Consider the following 18,722-nt stretch of genomic DNA (forward strand, 5'->3'; position numbering starts at 1 on the left):
CGCTTTCATTTATTTGTAAGCGCATTACTTTTTTCATAGCCTTTTAGTTCTATTTTATAAAACAATATAGGAAATTTCAATACCCTAAACACAAAAAATCATAATTTTGATTGTTTTTTCTAAAATTTGTAGAGGATTTTAAAAATATGAATGTAGTTTTAAAACAAAATCAAACATTTCTTGACACTCAGTTAAATACTATAAAAAGTTCCTCTTGTAAGGAACTCCTTTTACTTATAATTAAAGATTCCCCCTGCCAACTTATCGGCTAATTTGGGGAAGAGGGTATAAAGCTTATGGGCTAGCTTCAATAAAACTGGGAGATTGAGTTCCCGTTTGTTTTTTCCTATGGTTTTGACAATCTTTCTAGCGACTGCATCTGGTTCCAAGAGAAAACGGTCCACAGACTGGAGGTAGCTGCCATCTGGGTCAGCCTGGTCAAAAAAGGCAGTACGAATCGGTCCTGGATTGACTGTCGTCACATAAACACCATAGGGCATGAGTTCGAGGCGCAAAGCATTTGAAAAACCAATAGCCGCAAACTTGCTTGCTGAATAGAGACTGGACTTGCTAGTCGCTATCAAGCCTGCCATGCTGACAATATTGATGATATGGCCCTTTCCCCTTTCCTTCATACGAGCTCCAAGACGACGAGACAGATTCATCAGAGCAAAGGTATTGACCTCAAACATCTGGTGAATGTCTTGAACAGAGATCTGGTCGAAATCTTCAAAAATTCCATAGCCAGCGTTGTTAATCAAGACATCAATCTTGCCATAACGGAGATAGAGATAAACTACCAGAGTTTCTAGGGCTGAGTCATCAGTAATGTCGATTTCAATCAATTCTGCATGGGGATGATTTCCATATAGCTCCAACAGTTTTTCCTTGTTTCTACCTAGTAAGATGAGTTGGTCATTTGGCAAGAGTTTAACCATTTCTTGGGCTAAGCCACCGCTAGCCCCAGTTATGATGATGGTGCGCATCTCTATTCCTTTCAAAGTATTGGTCAATTTAATGAAATCTTTTTCCAGCTAAATAATGAGCATAAGCTTGGTCAATGACAGCAGCAAACAGATGATAATCCTCCCAGCTACCTAAAAATTCTAAAGGCAAGTCATACAAGTCATTGACTACAAATTCGGAATAATCATCCATATACTGATGTTCATAATAGTCATTTACAAAAGCCTGAAAATCCTTTGTAATATCCATTATTCCCAGTTTACCATCGCACCAGTCTAAAAGATAATCAACACCCAAAGTTTGCTCATTTTTTACACTTTGAAATACCGTTTCTTCATCAGGAGACATCATTTCCTTTGCATCATGCTGGATGAGCCAAGTAACGAAAAAGCCAATATGATTCGCAGCCCAACGATGAATCTCTCGGTAATCATCTTGTGTCAATTCCTCATTTTGTAATTGGTAGCTGTAAAGATAGTTGGTTAATGCATCCTCAAAATACCAATCTGCTTTATCCAATAAACGATTTTCAACAATCATCTTATTTCCCTCTCAACGAACTGTAACATTATAACTCAACCTCTTCCAGATCTTTAACCACATGGACATTTTCAAAAATACTAGCCGCATCTTTCTTGAGCTGACTGATATCTTTTGAGAGGAAACGAGCACTGATATGATTGAGCAAGAGGCGTTTGGCACCGGCTTCAGCCGCTACTTGCGCTGCCTGCATATTGGTTGAGTGACCGTGATTGCGGGCAATTTTTTCATCTCCCTTACCATAAGTGGACTCGTGGACAAGGACATCGGCGTTGACAGCTAGACGAACACTGGCATTGCTTTTTCGGGTGTCACCTAGAATAGTGATAATTTTGCCCGGACGGGGAGCTGAGATATAGTCAGCTGCCTTGATTTCAGTTCCATCTTCGAGAACAATATCCTGACTGTTTTTGATTTTTCCAAAAAGCGGGCCGAACGGAACACCGGCAGCCTTGAGTTTTTCAGCATCCAAGGTACCTTCTAGGTCCTTTTGCATGACACGATAGCCAACACAGAAAATAGTGTGGTCCAGCTCCTCTGCATACACAGTGAATTTATCGGTTTCAAGGATTTTCCCTAGAGAATCTTGATCAAATTCATGAAAATGAATGCGGTAGGGCAAACGAGAACCTGACACACGAAGGCTGGTTAAGACAAATGACTTGATCCCTTGCGGCCCATAAATGTCCAAATCTGTCTGCTCCTCATTGGCCTGAAAGGCACGGCTAGAAAGGAATCCTGGCAGGCCAAAGATGTGGTCTCCATGCAAGTGAGTGATAAAGATTTTGCTGACCTTCCGTGGTCGAATCGTGGTTTCCAGAATGCGATTTTGCGTTCCTTCTCCACAGTCAAAGAGCCAAACTTCGTTAATCTCGTCCAAGAGTTTCAGGGCGAGACTTGAAACGTTGCGAGCTTTGGAGGGCTGACCAGCCCCTGTTCCTAAAAATTGAATATCCATTCGATACTTTCTAATTAATCAATATATAACATGGCTGTGCGATTTTCCGATCGGAAATAACGCTTGCCAGAAAAAGCAACAGCTTCTTGCAGTAAATCCTCTTGGCTGTATCCTTTGAGACGCTTGCGACCATCAGCCAAGCTTTCCAAATCTGTCAAAGCTGTGAGATTTTCTACACTAACAACTTCCTCGTCCCCGACATGCTTCATATAAATCTTTCCAAACTCTTCAAAGACTAGCTGATGGGGGAAAATTTGCGCAATCTCAAAAAGCAAGGCATCCGTGATTGCTTCCTCAGCTTCTGAGAAAATCCGTCCAAGACCATCTTCCTCGTAGCAAAAGCCAAAGGATTTACCAGATAAATTAAGACGAATAAAAGGCTTATTTTCAAAGGTGAAACTTGGCTCAGCATTGTAGAGGTTCAGTTCCTGACTGAGTTCTGCAAAATAATCCGTCGCAGCTTGAGGACTCTTTTTCTGGTAGAGTTCAGCAAAGTAGGCATTGACTACACTCGGAGGAGGGGTGATGAGGGCTAGCTGCTCCTGCACTGTCTTCCCAGCTAGAAGCTGATCCAGATAGACCTTGTCCAGACTTGTATAGCCCCCATATTTTAAAGCTAAGGTTTTGATATCAGTCATAAAATTCCTCTAATCTCCATTTATTTTTCTCCGAAATGTGGCCTGTGATCACTTCTCCGTCATCTTGGTAGTCACGTTCTTCAAGAATCGCCACACTTTCTAAATCATGTATCTTGTAGGACTTAGAAAAGGGCACGCGCAGAGTAAAGGCTTTAAAAATTTCCTTAATCTTATCTAGCAATAATGCTTGCAAGTTCTCACGACCATCCTCAGACTTGGCAGAAATGAGGGCATAAGGCGTTTGAGTAGGCGTGAAATCCTCCACCAAATCCGCTTTATTGTAAAGAGTCAGGCGAGGAATATCCTCCATATCTAAGTCTTTCATGATAGACAGGACTGTTTTTTCATGTTCCTCGTGATAAGGATTGCTGGCATCGATGACATGAACTAGCAGGTCCACATGCTTGCTTTCTTCCAAGGTTGACTTAAAACTGGACACCAATTCAGTCGGCAAATCTTGGATAAATCCAACCGTATCAGTTAAAGTCACCTGAAGGTTGCCCCCCAGATGGATACTCTTGGTTGTCGCATCCAGAGTCGCAAACAATTCATCAGCCTCATACTGGGTCTTACTGGTCAAGGTGTTCATAATGGTCGATTTCCCAGCATTGGTATAACCAATCAAACCAATCTTAAAGGTGCTAGACTCCAGACGTTTTTCTCTGACTGTCGCCCGGTTTTTCTCAACCACTTTGAGCTGACGCTCGATATCTGTAATTTGATTACGAACACTACGACGGTTCAGTTCCAACTGACTTTCACCAGGTCCACGGGAACCAATTCCCCCTGCCTGACGGCTGAGCATAATTCCCTGACCAACCAAGCGGGGTAAGAGATATTTGAGCTGGGCCAAATGCACTTGGAGTTTCCCTTCATGGCTTCGAGCTCGCATAGCAAAGATATCCAGAATCAACTGCATACGGTCAATAACCTTAACTCCCAGAACTTCTTCTAGATTGACATTTTGCCGTGGAGTCAAACGGTTGTTGACAATGACTGTGGTAATTTCTTCAGCATCAACCATCCGCGCAATCTCTTCCAACTTACCAGATCCGACGAAGGTCTTGGAGTCATATTTTTCACGTTTTTGCCTGTAGCTATCCACAACGACGGCCCCAGCTGTCTTGGCTAGACTGGCCAATTCTTCCATAGAGAGATCAAAATTATCCATGCCCTGCAATTCCACACCGATGAGTAGGACACGTTCCTCTTTTTTCTCCGTTTCAATCATCTAAAAACTCCTCAATCTGGCTTAAAATACGGTCTTGCACACCAGGCTCTCCTATCTGATAAAAGGTGACCTGCATGCGATTACGGAACCAGGTCAACTGACGCTTAGCAAAACGGCGGGTCGCCTGTTTGAGACTATCGCTGGCTTTCTCAAGAGTTTGCTCCCCACGGAAATAAGGAAATAGTTCCTTGTAGCCAATGCCTTTGGCTGCCTGCACATCTGGATAATGGTCAAAAAGCCACTTGGCCTCGTCCAAAAGTCCGGCCTCAAACATCAAATCCACTCGGTGGTTGATACGCTCATAGAGTTGACTGCGTTCATCATCCAAGCAGATAATCAGTGGCTCATAAGGACTTCCCTGATTTTTCAAATCCTGACCAAAATGGGCAATCTCCAAGGCACGCATAGCACGACGACGATTAAATTGAGGAATTTCAAGACCTGCTTGCTCCACAAGATGAACTAATTCCTCATCTGTATAAGGGTCCAAGCTAGCCCGATAAGCTAAAATCTCCTCATGAGGTATTTCCCCACCTAGATGGTAGCCTTCCAACAAGCTCTGGATATAAAGCCCTGTACCTCCCGCTATAATAGCAAGCTTACCCCAGCTTTGAATATTCTCGATAGCCTTCTTAGCTTCTGAAACAAAATCAAAAGCCGAGTAAGACTCGGTCACCTCTCTGACATCAATCAAATGATGAGGAACAACAGCTTGCTCCTCTAGGCTAGCCTTGGCTGTTCCAATATCCAACCCTCTGTATACTTGCTGACTGTCACCACTTACGACCTCTCCACCAAAGCGCTTGGCCACTTCAATAGCAAGGGCTGTCTTCCCAACAGCAGTCGGTCCAACAATCACAATTATTTTTGTTTTCATCTTTTTTCCTTGAAAAATTTCCATTTTTTCGTTACTATTATTATATCACAAAAAGGTCAGTCAGAAAAATGCTACCACTTGAGGAGCCTGGCTGATCGGGAAGATAAAGGAGGAAGACTCATGGCTAAAGGATTCGCTAAAGGTCTTGTAACAGGTGTCGCAGGAACTGTCGCTGCCGTTGCAGGTGCAGTATACGCAATTAAAAAGAAAGTGATTGAGCCAGAAGAGCAAAAAGCAGCTTTCATCGAAGAAAACCGCAAAAAAGCAGCTCGCCGACGCGTATCACATTAAGCAACAAAAGAAGTTGAGAAATCTCAACTTCTTTTTATTTCCTTAAATAGCCAAATCAAACTTCAGTTGTGGCTTGACTGGATCATAGTCAACCAACTCAAAGTCTTCCGCTTTGATATCAAAGAAATTAGTCCCATCAGGAACATTTAAAACCAAACGTGGTTGGCAGTTTGACGGCTCACGACGGAGCAATTCCTCTGCTTGTTCAAATTGATTATCATAGATATGAAGGTTGTTGATAAAATAGAAAAACTTCCCAACCTTCCAGCCGAAATGCTTGGCAATCATCATTTGCAAAGCTACGTACTGCATAGCGTTAATGTGGTGAGCAACCAGCATGTCATTCGAACGCTGGGTCAAAGTCGCATCCAGATAGATGTCCCCATCAACACGACGGACATCAAACATGGTCTGAAAGGCGCATGGAAGGAGGCCGTCCGTCTCCTCAAAAGCTTGATAATCCCAGAGAGAGATGATATTGCGACGATTCCAAGGGTTGGCTTCCAACTGCTTGAGAATCTTATTAATAATATCGTATTTCTTAACGACAGCCCCATACCGCTCACCAATGGTTCCCGTATCTCCCACTTCCCAGTCATTCCAGTAGTGAACATTGTACTTATCATTGAGAACATCTAGGCTATTAGACTGATCTTGGTAAATCCAGAGTACTTCCTTGATGGCGGATTTGATTGCAATGGGACGCAAGGTTGTGATGGGAAATTCCCCTTTAGACAAATCATACTCCGCAAAGGCACCCGTTATGTACTTGGAGTTGGCAATAGTCCCATCCTTGTACTTAGGACGTGCTTGTTCAGAAAAGACACCGTCTTTGAGGATTCGTTCAATATTTTCTTTAAAAATCGTATCTGCTTTTGTCATTTACGCTTACCTCTTTTGTAGTCTTAACTAGTATAGCACAAAAAAAGAAAGGAGGAAAATTACTAGCTTCGAACTGCACTCACTTAAATACTAAAAGATTAAACAACGATTTCAAAAAAGAGCATATTGTAAAAATGATGAAATTGACAATCCCAACATATTTTTCCAAAGTAGTTTTAGATTCTTCTCCCCTATGGTAACCTACTTTAAAGGACCTAGTCCTGTGCAATATAGAACTAAGTCCTTTAAATAATTATTTGTCTAACTTTTTGAAGTCAGTACAAAATCCTAAAAGTTATTTTCTCTTTCTGTTTCTGATGAAAGCAGCCGAGAAAATTAAACCAAGACCACCGAACAAAGCTAAAGCAGTTGAGTTTTGTTCCCCTGTAGACGGAAGGTTTTCGACATCTTTAGCTTCTGAGGCTTGAACATCTACTACTGAACTAGAAGCGAGTTGATATTCCGGTTTCTCAACAGTTGGTGCTGGTTCATCACCTGCTGTACCTAGCGGGCCTGTGTACTCTGGTTTTTCATGTACGGCTGACTCAACTCCATTGACGCCACCAGTATATTCTGGAACTTCACTTACCAAGGCTTCAACCGCATTGACTCCTCCCTTGAACTCTGAGACTTCATGTACAGCTGCTTCTGCTGCATTGACACCGCCTTTGAACTCTGGGACTTCATGTACAGCTGCTTCTGCTGCATTGACTCCTCCCTTGAACTCAGGGACTTCATGTACAGCTGCTTCTGCTGCATTGACACCGCCTTTGAACTCTGGTACTTCAAGAACTGGTGGTTGCTCTTCACCCTTACTGCTTGTCGGTGCATCAGGTTTTTGAGCAGAATCTTTTAATTGATCGAGATAATCTGTAAAGTATTTCACCATTCTTTCCGTCAAGAGATGGTTATCCATCGCATATTTCATGCTCGCCTGAACTCCAGCTACTTCCTCTTGATTTTCTTTGTCTGTCAATTTTTGAGCCTTAGCTAAAGCTGCTTCATATCCTGACAAGTCAAGCGGTGTTTCTGCTACCTGTGGACGAGTAAAGATGAGTTCCGCTGCAGATTGGTATTTATCGCCACCATCTCCGTAAGTCTTGGTACCAGTAAGGACAATTTTCTTAGCCTTGATTGTCTTACCAAAGTTAATATCTTTCGGCTTATTATTATCAGGCCAGTCCGTTGCAGTGAAGGTGTGCTCCTTGCCAGACTCATCTGTTACAACCAGTTTCACATCTCTCAAGTTACCGTTTGAACCTGAACCACGTGGTACATAACGAAGTCCTGTGATTTCAGTAGGTTCTTTCAATACCATGGTTGCAGGTTTTCCGACATCTCCTCCACCCCATGATGTATGCCATAGGCTAGATACATTGCCATCAAAGGCATTTTCTAAGCCTTCACCAGCTTGGGCAGGGGCATTGAGACTTTCAAAGTCTTCTGCTACCAAGGCTGTTTTCTTTTGAACCAAAGCATTCTTCAAGGCTTCAATCTTGGCAATCTCTGCACGTGCTTCTTCGACACTGATATCATCATCTGCCTGACTGAGATTAAAGACCGCTTCTTTCAAGGCATCCATAGATTCTTTGGTATAGTTGGTCATGGCAACCGTTGGCAAGTAGTTCTTCAAAGCATTTTCTGCCAACATCTTACCTGTTAGGGTAATTTCTTCGATTTGAAGATTATCCATCATGAAGTCATTGTAACCACGGAAGTTGGCATTTCCACCAGAATCACCACGAGTATTGCTTGCGTTGCCTGTTGAGTAGATACCTACCCAAGTATCGCCTGTTTCTGCACCAGTCACGAGGAAGGTTACCTTCTTGGCTTTCTTAGAATCCGTCCAAGTATTTGGCAATTCATGCATTTCCAAGTTGCTTTCTTGACTACCACGACGACCTGACTGGAATTCTCCCTTACCAACTACAAAGGCGTAGGTATTGTCTGATCCTGCTTCGTATTCAAAAGTTACACGATAAGTTTTACCAGCTTCAAAACGGAAGTTTTGTGGAATGGTTTGGTAAACCAAGTTACGACGGCTCACTAGTCCATTTGTCTTCAATGACCAATTTCCTTCGATAACATCATCGACTTTCTTACCATTCCAACCACGCTGTGTATATGGATCGTGTTTTTCAGACAAGTGAGTGCGGTTGTCTTCGACACCTTCGACACCGCCCACTACAAATGGGAAGATCCCTTGAGCTACATTTTCAAAGTCTTGTTTGAAGGTTCCTTGACCTGTATCATGCTTGTCTCCGTACATGCTTGAATTGTTTTCAAAGGTACGAATTTCATCAAAGTAAGTTGCTTCATCACCAGCTTCACGACTCAAAGTCAGAGTAACATTTGATACATCAGATCCTGTTGTAAAGAAGGCATACATGTTTTGGAAGTAACTTGTATCGTCAACTGTAGCATTGTCACGACGATTGTTATGAGCATATGCTTTGATATAGTTGAGAGCGAGTGACTTATTGGTATAAGTAGTCACTTCTTTTTCACCAGTATTCACTGTGATACTTGCCTTAGCATTACTACGGTTATCGACACCAACATAAACCGCATACTTGGTATTTGGTTTCAAGCCAGTCAGTTTCTGAGTAAGACTGACCTTACTCTTATTACCTTGGATACGAAGCATTTCATTTGCGCCTTGTGATTTGACAATTTCTGCCTTAGAAGCATCACCAGAAATGGTCCAGTGTTTCAAGGTTCCACTGTTAAATCCTTGGTCATAGATGTGCATGCCTTCGCTCCATGACATTTCAGGATTGGTTTGTTTTGAGCGGTAGAGAACATATGGTTGATTTGCTAGAAGGTCTAGTGTAATCTTGCCGTCTTTTACAGTTAGTTCTTGCTCTTCTGTCTTACCTTGGTCAGTTAGCTTGTAAAGGTAAACCTTGCTATTTGCCCAATCGCTCGGAAGTGTCCAAGTTGTTGCACCAGCTTGCGTATTGAAGTAGTACATCTTTTCCTTATCAGTAGGAAGTTTCTTACCATTTGCATCCCAGTTCCAAGGAGTCAAGTAAGCTGAACCATCTTGGATGACACGTCCGTTGAGCGTTACCGTACGTTCACGGTATTGTGGGCTATTGACATCATTTGACTTACGAGTCACAACTACTTTATTCTTATCAGCATCTACCAATTCCACTCGCATTTCTGGAGTCCATTTATAAGTGCTACCGTTATCAGACATGGTCACTGGTGTGCCATTTTCCCATTTGCTTACAGTGAAGTGTTGGAAATACTTGGTCATCAAGTCATGGGCAAACAAGTTGGTTACATAGCCATTGTAATCACTTCTTCCTTGCCAGCCTTCAAAGTCTTTCATGCTGTAGCCACCTAGAAGTGGATAATCTGCTGCACCACCATAACTTCTATAGTCCCCTACCCAAGCATCTTTTTGGTGATTACGGATAAAGCGGGTGATGGCACTGTTGATACCTTTATTGGTGTAGCCACCGTAGGTCAAGTCAGCTGCCCAGTGATGGAAGGTAGAGTCGTACTCACCACCATGGCCCCACTCGATTGCAAAGCGCCAGCCTTGTTTATTGATTTCTTTAGCAAGAACGTGGGTAGCCCAGGCACCGTTATCACCTGATTGACCATTACCCCAAACGTCTACATAGATAAAGTCGAGACCGTCACCAAGTTTTTTCTTCAAATCTTCCCAACGAGCCAAGCGTCCATGTGCTAGGTCATAAGCAGCATCAATGTTGATACCTTGGTCTAGCCAGTTCCAGCCGTAGCTGTAGCTTCCATCTGGATTCTTACGGAGAATTTTTTCATTAAAGTACTTAGACTCAGGATAGGTTTCAGAAGCGTTAACGTGGATACCTAGATGAGCTCCATATTTCTTCGCTTTTGCAATCAAGGTCTTGAAGTCTTCAACACCACCAATACGTTTACCAATATCAGCATAGTTCAAGTGACCAGAGTCATGGCCTTCGCTACCATATCCTTTAAGGAGAACACCTTGTCCTAGACCATCTGTGTGAAGATTGATTTTCTTGATACCATCCAAAGTCATAAGGAATGGGTTTTGTGCTTGAGAACCAAAGTTCATCGCGATACGGTAAGCAGTGATATCCTTGACTTTTTCCCAACCTTGAGGGTTGTTCATGATACTACGGTAAGCAATGGCTCCATCTTGCCAATCGACTTTGTTATCCGCATTGGCATCTTCGGTGATAACAACCTTGGCACTTGGAAGTTCCTTCGTATATTCTGGGAAGACAATGCCCTTATAAGCTTTTTCCCATTGCCATTCAGAACTATGAATTCCGACATAGTTGGCATTTCCGACTGTTTCTTTGTAGGCTGTCAAGCGGGTCCAGTCATAAGAACCTCCACCGTAGCTGTTTTGAGAGTTACTCCAAACACCTGCAGCAAGCTTATCTGTAGAAACAAATCCATACATGTAACCCTTGGCCAAATCTTTCATTGGATTGGTTACATCGATATGATCATCTCCGCTGACATGGGTATTGTTTGACATGGTTGCCCCGTCAAACTTAGCACCAGCTTGGTCACTTGAAACAGATACTAAAGCATTGCCAAGGAAACTAATGGAAGAAAGCAGTTTTCTTTCATCATCAATCTTTTGACCTGGAGTAACTTGATTATGGTTGACAATCTTGGTCACATCAAAGTGCAACTGATTATCCACAACTTGCAGACGAACTGTCATTTCTGCATTGATAAGATTAGCATCATCGCGAAGCTTCATCAAGTATTCTGCAGTTGTCTCGTTGATTTTTTTGTAAGTAACTTCCGGTGTGACTTCGTGTTTGTTGATAAATACTTTATTGAATTGTTGGACTTGTCCTGGCAAGGTATGCCCGTTCAAACTGTATTCTTTAATACGTGGGAAGGCTTGGTCAATCACTGCTTTGAGGACCTTAGACTGAATAGTGTCATAAGTCACCTTGCTATCATCAACTTCAGGACCTGTTTCTTTTTCAGCAGGAGTATCCTCTGTTTTTACACCCTCTTGGTTATCAGTTTTAACACTAACAACTGTTCGCTCATCGCCATAAGAACCCGCCTTGAGAAGAATTTTCTTCTCATTTTTAAGATGGTCATTGACCGCAGCTGGTAGAGTTACTGTATCAAAGAGCTTCACATCATTATTCGTTGCATTGAGCTGACCATCTGACTTGAGGGTAATTGATAGACGGTTGGTTGATCCTGTTTCAGGGGCAGCGACACGACTACCTCTATACCAAGTGCTAGTTGTTGGAGATTTATACTCCCAGAACCAGCCATCCTTGTCATAACCGACAAAAACATTATTATTGGTATCTTTAAATTTCAGGAAGACACCAAAGCGTGATTTGCCCTTTTCAGAATCTTCTTTGAAGGTTAAATCGACAGTCGCATTTCCATTGGCATCAACGGTCAAGCCCTTCTTTTCAAACAGGGCTGGTTTGCCTGCGTTATCATTTTGAGCAGTTGAGGATAGTTGGTTGTAGCGGACACCTTTTTCTTCTCGGATAGTGACTGTTCCCTGTTGTTCTTTTTTCTCTACTGTTTGCCATTCAGCTGTTACTTTTTCAGGTGTTTCAGGTGTTTCAGGTTTAGCAGCTGGTTTGTCCTCTTTTGGTTTGTCTTCGGCTGGTTTTTCTTTCTCTTCCAAGTCTGCAGGTTTGACACTTGAAATTCCCTTCATGTGATCTTGGATCCATTTCAATTGGGCAGGTGAGAAGAGAATGCCACCACTACGTTGACCAACAACTCCATTTTGATGAACACCGACTAGTTTGCCTTCTGTGTCAAAGACACCGCCACCGCTAGCACCTGGTTTTCCTCCTTGATAACCGATCCCTTGAACACCTTCTCCATATGGTTCTGCAAAATCAACTGTAGTGTTGACAATCGGATTCAATTTCCCTTCTGGATAACCAAAGACATGGAGTTTATCTCCGATTTTCTTAACAACTGGCTTTTTAGTTACTTCAACAGGCGTATTTTCCAGAACTGTTCGCAATCGAACAAGGGCTAAATCATTCTTGTATCCTTTTAGGAAACCTTCACGATCCCAGTGAATAATGTCTTTTTTACTAAATTTAACATCTGGTAAGCCTGGATAAGAGATGCTATAGATATCCCCATCACCATTATCATTGTCAACGACCTTACGATTATTACCATCTGGGACATCTTTTATGAAGTTATGGGAAACAGTTAAAACCAGATTTTCGCCAATGACTATCCCACTTCCTTCACCTGATGGTGTCTTGATTTTGACAGTTGCTCCGTAGTTTAATTCACCATTCTTGGTTTTAGCTACATCTTCTGGAACGAGATTCCCAGTATCTTTAGCTAATTGATCCTTATCAACTTCTTTCCCTTTATCTTCAGCCTTATCTAATTTGCCCCCTAAGCCTTCCGGCAACTTATCTGAACTAGCTGATTTTTCTTTTTCAAGTGCTAATAGTTCTTCTTCTGTCTTAGGTCCATCCGTAACTTCTGGAGAACCTTGATCTTCTCCCGCCTTAGGCGCTTCAAAATCACGCCCATCATTCTCTTTTGCTGTTGCAAGAGCAGTAGCTAAATCCGCTGGTAAATTCGCCGTGGAGCCAGACTGCGTACTGTCTGCAAGAACTGTACTTGTCCCAAAGAATGCAGCTCCAATCATAACAGAAGCAACACCTAATGAAAATTTCCGAATACTATATTTGCAACGTTTTTCAAATGATTCTTTGTTCATAAATTTTTGTTCCTCCTAGCTCAGAAAGTAAGCGTTTGCATATTTCTATAAAAAAATAACCTCCTCCATTTTTAAACACTACTTCCTAAACAAATATTTTCTATTCCAATTTAATATATCAAAAACAACTTAAAAAATCAATAGCTTAATAGGTAAAATTAGTAAAAGTATAATCAAAAAATTGACATTACATACCCTGCTGAATAAAAGATAAAAATAATCAGAATGGAATTCTCTTCTTTTTAGGAGTAATTTCACGATATTTGTAGCAAACATCCTCACAGATATTATGAAGTCTATTTTGTTATCATACTACTAAACTGATTCAGCACAAGGTCTTTATTTTCTCGAACTTTGACCAGTTTAAGAAACTGATTTTTATCACTCTAAACATAAAACAGAGAGGACAGCAATTGTCCTCTCCAGATCTTGGCTAGCATCAGTCCACTACAATTGATAAAGAATCAAAAAAGAGCCAGCCAAAGCTAACTCTTATCCTATGCGGAGAGAGGGACTTGAACCCTCACGACCTAAAGCGGTCACAGGATCCTTAGTCCTGCGCGTCTGCCAATTCCGCCATCCCCGCGTCGATTACTTTACTAGTATATCAACTTTCAAAGTCTTTGTCAACACTTTTTTCAGATTTTTTTCATTTTTTCAAGGGGATTATTCTTGAATTTCAGCAAGATTTTCATCCAGCAATTTGGCTCCTAACGTGTTCTTAAAATGCCCAAGAGCAAACTGATGATTTTCTGGCCAGATAGAGGCAACCGCAGGCTTGACAATATCGATTTGATAACCTAAATTATAGGCATCAATAGCCGTATGAAGAACGCAAATGTCAGTCAGTACACCGGTCAAAATGACTGTATCAACCCGACGTTCCCGCAAACGAATATCTAGGTCTGTTCCTGAAAACGCTGAATAGTGACGCTTGTCCATCCAAAAGACACGACTATCAGAAGCATGGGCTTGGTAAAAATCGGCTAGTTTTCCATACAAGTTGCGACCACTAGTTCCAATGATGTTGTGAGGTGGGAAAAGTTTACTCTCAGGATGAAAATCATCCCCTTCCTCATGAGCATCAATGGTGAAGAAAACATAGTCTCCACGATCAAAAGCTAATCTGGTTACCTGATCAATGGCTTTTGATATTGCTTGAGCGGGTGCTCCAGCAGTTAGCTTTCCATAGTCTGCTACGAAATCCTCTGTATAGTCAATCGAGATTAAAGCCTTTGTCATTAGTAGTCCCTCTTTTTCACTTCCTCAAAAATATCACCAATTAAAACTTTGAGATAAGTCCCCTTCATTCCGAGTGAACGACTCTCAATAATTCCCGCCGACTCCAATTTACGAAGCGCATTGACGATTACTGAGCGTGTAATGCCAATACGGTCTGCAATAACTGATGCAGTCAACTGTCCTTCATTTCCATCCAATTCAGCTAAAATAGCTGATACGGCACGCAGTTCTGAATAGGAAAGGGTATTGACCGCCATGGTAACAGCCGTACGACGGCGAATATTCTTTTCATCCTCTTCACGTTGGAAGTTCAACAGTTGAATCCCTACCACCGTGCTCGCAATCTCAACAAGGATCAAATCTTCATCTTCAAACTTCTTATCATTGCGCCAAATAATCAACGAACCTAGGCGAATCCCTGATACATGAATGGGAGCTATGGTCGTCAAACCATCTGGAAAGTCCGCACGGCTCTCTACAGGGAAAATGGTCAAATCATGTTCAACAGGAAGATTGGCCTCCGTATCGTAGATCATGTTTGCCCCTTGAACATAGTCATCTGGGAAAGTCTTAGTTTGGAAAAACTGCTCTACACGATCTGTATTGGTTTTATAGCGCATAAAGTAGCCCAAGAGACGCCCCTTGCTATTGACAATGCAGGCATTGCAATCAATAATGTCTGCTAGTTGACGTGTAATGGCATTGTATGGAAGTTCATCCTGCATTTGCTCTTCTGAGCGTTTTAAAATTGATGTAATTTTTCTTGTCTTTTCTAATAAATGTGCCATTTTTTACCTCGCATATAATCGTTTCCATTATAACATAGAAAAGTCTTTATTTCAATAATTATCTGAAAATTGCTTATTTAATTGCAATTTTGAACAGCAAAAATATTTTAGAAAAAATCATTATTTTTCATTGACAAGACTTCATCTTTTTGATATTATAACATTATAAGAAGATGAATTAAGGATCCCTTCCCATCTCACCTTTCCTTTACTATTATCCATCTTCTTTTCCCCTTGGTCTCCTTATATATAAAAGCGATTCACATTGTGAATCGCTTTTTCCTATTTATCTCCTTTGTTACGGATAACAAAGCCTGTTTTCTTTTCGCTTGAAGTGTTGCGTGGTTTTTTATTATCCTTACGATATCGTTTTTCCTTATCAAAACGGTCATTTCCACGACTACCTTTCTTGAACTCATCACGACGACCATTGCCACGGCGATCACGGTCTCGACGATCCTCCCCACGACGGCCTCCACGACCTCCCTTAGCTTTTCCACCGAAGCCATTACCTGATGGTTTAAATGGTAGTGGTTTTTCACGTGCAATCTCAACTTCCGGAAGACTGTCAGGATCTTGGACAGTCAGACTCAAGATATACATAGCCAATTCTTCTGGACTGAATTCTGCAGCCAACTTACGAGCATCTTTAGCAAACTTCTCAAAGTTCCCACGGATTGCTTCATCTGCGAAATCACGTTCGATTTTCTTGAGCGCCACTTGCTTTTTAGCTTGGAAGGCTTCTTCTGCTGTCGCTGGTTTCAAGCCTTTCATACGTTTCTTGGTCAAGTTTTCGATGATTTGGAGATAACCCATTTCATTTGGAGAAACAAAGGTAATGGACTGACCTGACTTACCAGCACGACCTGTACGACCGATACGGTGAACATAGCTTTCAGGATCTTGTGGAATATCGTAGTTATAGACATGAGTCACACCTGAAATATCCAAGCCACGCGCTGCTACGTCTGTCGCAACTAGAACATCAAGATTCCCATTTTTAAAATCACGTAGGACACGAAGACGTTTGTTTTGGTCCAAATCACCATGAATGCCTTCTGCACGGAAGCCACGGATTTTAAGTCCACGAGTCAACTCATCCACACGGCGTTTGGTACGACCAAACACGATAGCGAGTTCTGGTTGTTCCACATCCATGAGACGGGTCATGGTGTCGAATTTTTCTTGTTCTTTGACACGAATATAGTATTGGTCCACCAGTTCTGTTGTCAATTCCTTAGCAGCAATCTTCACATGCTCAGGTTCTTTCATAAACTGAACACCGATACGTTTGATAGCATCTGGCATGGTTGCTGAAAAGAGCAAGGTTTGACGATTTTCAGGGACACGTGAAATGATGGCTTCGATGTCTTCAAGGAAGCCCATATTAAGCATTTCATCCGCTTCGTCAAGGATGAGGGTTTCAATGTCTTGTAATTTCAAAGCCTTACGTTTGATCAAGTCCAAGAGACGGCCTGGTGTTCCTACCACGATATGGGCACCCGATTTAAGGGCTTTGATTTGTTTTTCAATGCTTGAACCACCGTAAACTGAGCGAACTTTCACTCCCTTGCTACGGCCAAATCGGAAGAGTTCTTCTTGGCTTTGAACAGCGAGTTCACGGGTTGGAGCGATGACCAAGGCTTGGATGGTCGCTTCTTCTGTACGGATTTTTTCAAGGGTTGGCAAGCCAAAGGCTGCAGTTTTTCCTGTACCAGTCTGAGCTTGACCGATAACGTCTTTTCCTTCGAGAGCCAATGGAATGGTCTGTTCTTGGATGGGACTGGCTTCTACAAATCCAGCTTTTTCAATCTCTGCTAGCAATTCAGCAGACAAGTTAAATTCATTAAATTTCACGTTATTCTTCTTTCTAAAGGTGGTGCGAAGCCACCCTATAGGGCTTTAGTTTATACTTTTCTTTTCATGACGCATCTTCTACAAAAAAGAGATACCGTGTTGCTTCTTTTCCACGAAAGAAAAGTACTAGTTTCTTTGCAACCTATCTAGTATAACACAAGAGAGAAGCAAAAGATAGTAGAATCCATTAGGAAAATTATGTAAACGATTTATTATCTATTGAATTAGAATTATAGAAGTTTTTGATAGACTTTTTGACCGGAAATCATTTCCCGTAGCAGATTTGTGCAAAAAGTGTTTTCTTATGCTAGAATGAAAATCGAATAGGAGGACTATAAATGTTAACATATGATTTAATCGTTATTGGATTTGGTAAAGCTGGGAAAACATTAGCTGGTAAATTGGCTTCAGCTGGCAAAAAAGTTGCCCTCGTTGAACGTAGCAAAGCTATGTACGGTGGAACTTGTATCAACATCGGATGTATCCCAACTAAAACTTTGCTAGTTGCTGCTGAGAAAGACTTGTCTTTTGAAGAAGTCATTGCTACCAAAAATACTATCACTAGTCGCCTCAACGGTAAAAACTATGCTACTGTTGCTGGTACAGGTGTGGATATCTTTGATGCGGAAGCTCACTTCCTTTCAAATAAAGTCATCGAAATCCAAGCTGGTGATGAAAAACAAGAACTGACTGCTGAAACTATCGTCATCAATACCGGTGCCGTTTCAAACGTCTTGCCAATCCCTGGACTTGCTACAAGTAAGAATGTCTTTGACTCAACAGGTATCCAAAACTTGGACAAATTGCCTGAAAAACTTGGTGTCCTTGGTGGAGGAAATATCGGTCTTGAATTTGCAGGTCTCTACAACAAACTCGGCAGCAAGGTCACAGTCCTAGATGCCTTGGATACTTTCCTACCTCGTGCAGAACCTTCCATCGCAGCTCTTGCTAAACAATACATGGAAGAAGACGGCATTGAATTACTTCAAAACATCCGTACTACTGAAATCAAAAACGACGGTGACCAAGTTCTCGTCGTAACTGAAAACGAAACTTACCGTTTCGATGCTCTTCTCTACGCAACTGGACGTAAACCAAATGTCGAACCACTTCAACTTGAGAATACGGATATTGAACTAACTGAGCGTGGTGCTATCAAGGTCGACAAACACTGTCAAACAAACGTTCCTGGTGTCTTTGCAGTTGGAGATGTCAACGGTGGACTTCAATTTACCTACATTTCACTTGATGACTTCCGCGTTGTCTACAGCTACCTTGTTGGAGATGGCAGCTACACACTTGAAGACCGTCTCAATGTGCCAAATACCATGTTCATCACACCTGCACTTTCACAAGTTGGTTTGACGGAAAGCCAAGCAGCTGATTTGAAACTCCCATACGCTGTCAAGGAAATCCCTGTTGCAGCAATGCCTCGTGGTCACGTAAATGGAGACCTTCGTGGTGCCTTCAAAGCTGTTGTTAACACTGAAACAAAAGAAATTCTTGGAGCAAGCATCTTCTCAGAAGGCTCTCAAGAAATCATCAACATCATCACTGTTGCAATGGACAACAAGATTCCTTACACTTACTTTACAAAACAAATCTTCACTCACCCAACCTTGGCTGAGAACTTGAATGACTTGTTTGCGATTTAAGTTGAGACTTCTTGGTATCTCACAGCCCTCATCGGGCTGTTTTTGTTTCTGCGAAATCTCAAATCTATCTTTTCCC

The 18,722-nt window shown here is 41.8% G+C and carries 13 protein-coding genes and 1 tRNA gene; 2 read left to right on the forward strand and 12 right to left on the reverse strand.

Going from position 1 to position 18,722, the window contains the following annotated elements:
• Window positions 1-230: 230 nt before the first annotated feature.
• Genes K1I97_RS09035 through miaA form a run of 6 tightly spaced genes read right to left on the reverse strand, consistent with a single transcriptional unit; the run spans window position 231 to window position 5,210 of the window.
• The gene (locus tag K1I97_RS09035) at window positions 231-986 is read right to left on the reverse strand and encodes an SDR family NAD(P)-dependent oxidoreductase (protein ID WP_223332230.1); all 756 of its coding nucleotides are present in this window, start codon (window positions 984-986) and stop codon (window positions 231-233) included.
• Window positions 987-1,014: 28 nt separating this feature from the next.
• Complete coding sequence (locus K1I97_RS09040) at window positions 1,015-1,506, reverse strand: DUF7832 domain-containing protein (RefSeq protein WP_223332231.1); 492 nt, start codon at window positions 1,504-1,506, stop codon at window positions 1,015-1,017.
• A gap of 28 nt (window positions 1,507-1,534) precedes the next feature.
• Entirely contained in the window at window positions 1,535-2,464 is a 930-nt protein-coding gene (rnz, locus tag K1I97_RS09045) for a ribonuclease Z (RefSeq protein ID WP_223332232.1), read from the reverse strand.
• A gap of 14 nt (window positions 2,465-2,478) precedes the next feature.
• The gene (locus K1I97_RS09050; RefSeq protein WP_223332233.1) at window positions 2,479-3,102 is read right to left on the reverse strand and encodes a cystathionine beta-lyase; all 624 of its coding nucleotides are present in this window, start codon (window positions 3,100-3,102) and stop codon (window positions 2,479-2,481) included.
• Window positions 3,095-4,333, reverse strand: a complete 1,239-nt coding sequence (gene hflX, locus K1I97_RS09055) for a GTPase HflX (RefSeq protein WP_223332234.1) — start codon at window positions 4,331-4,333, stop codon at window positions 3,095-3,097. Before hflX ends, K1I97_RS09050 begins: the two co-directional genes overlap by 8 nt.
• Window positions 4,326-5,210 carry a tRNA (adenosine(37)-N6)-dimethylallyltransferase MiaA gene (miaA, locus tag K1I97_RS09060; protein ID WP_223332235.1) on the reverse strand — a complete coding sequence of 295 codons (885 nt, stop codon included), beginning with the start codon at window positions 5,208-5,210 and terminating at the stop codon, window positions 4,326-4,328. Before miaA ends, hflX begins: the two co-directional genes overlap by 8 nt.
• 120 nt (window positions 5,211-5,330) lie before the next feature.
• Here miaA and K1I97_RS09065 point away from each other — a divergent pair, with 120 nt between their 5' ends.
• Window positions 5,331-5,501: a DUF3042 family protein gene (locus K1I97_RS09065; RefSeq protein ID WP_001051782.1), complete on the forward strand. Its 171-nt coding sequence runs from the start codon at window positions 5,331-5,333 to the stop codon at window positions 5,499-5,501.
• Window positions 5,502-5,543: 42 nt separating this feature from the next.
• Here the strand turns inward: K1I97_RS09065 and K1I97_RS09070 are convergent, their stop codons facing one another.
• The 6 genes from K1I97_RS09070 to K1I97_RS09095 all read right to left on the reverse strand — a co-directional run bounded on the left by K1I97_RS09070 (window position 5,544) and on the right by K1I97_RS09095 (window position 16,991).
• Window positions 5,544-6,383 carry a thymidylate synthase gene (locus K1I97_RS09070; protein WP_223332236.1) on the reverse strand — a complete coding sequence of 280 codons (840 nt, stop codon included), beginning with the start codon at window positions 6,381-6,383 and terminating at the stop codon, window positions 5,544-5,546.
• A gap of 295 nt (window positions 6,384-6,678) precedes the next feature.
• Entirely contained in the window at window positions 6,679-13,104 is a 6,426-nt protein-coding gene (locus tag K1I97_RS09075; protein WP_223332237.1) for a SpGH101 family endo-alpha-N-acetylgalactosaminidase, read from the reverse strand.
• Between the two features lie 500 nt (window positions 13,105-13,604).
• Window positions 13,605-13,690: transfer RNA gene (locus K1I97_RS09080), tRNA-Leu, on the reverse strand.
• An 80-nt stretch (window positions 13,691-13,770) separates the two neighbouring features.
• On the reverse strand, window positions 13,771-14,346 hold the full coding sequence (locus K1I97_RS09085) for a cysteine hydrolase family protein (RefSeq protein WP_223332238.1): 576 nt from the start codon (window positions 14,344-14,346) through the stop codon (window positions 13,771-13,773).
• Window positions 14,346-15,134, reverse strand: coding sequence for a GTP-sensing pleiotropic transcriptional regulator CodY (gene codY, locus K1I97_RS09090; protein ID WP_061453377.1), 789 nt, complete (start codon window positions 15,132-15,134; stop codon window positions 14,346-14,348). Before codY ends, K1I97_RS09085 begins: the two co-directional genes overlap by 1 nt.
• Window positions 15,135-15,416: 282 nt before the next feature.
• Window positions 15,417-16,991, reverse strand: coding sequence for a DEAD/DEAH box helicase (locus K1I97_RS09095; RefSeq protein WP_223332239.1), 1,575 nt, complete (start codon window positions 16,989-16,991; stop codon window positions 15,417-15,419).
• A gap of 338 nt (window positions 16,992-17,329) precedes the next feature.
• On the opposite strand from K1I97_RS09095, the gene K1I97_RS09100 reads away from it, so the two are divergent.
• A complete protein-coding gene (locus tag K1I97_RS09100) occupies window positions 17,330-18,646 on the forward strand; it encodes an FAD-containing oxidoreductase (RefSeq protein ID WP_223332240.1) in 1,317 nt (438 codons plus the stop codon).
• Window positions 18,647-18,722: the final 76 nt, after the last annotated feature.

The organism is Streptococcus oralis (genome assembly GCF_019929345.1).
Lineage (GTDB): Bacteria > Bacillota > Bacilli > Lactobacillales > Streptococcaceae > Streptococcus.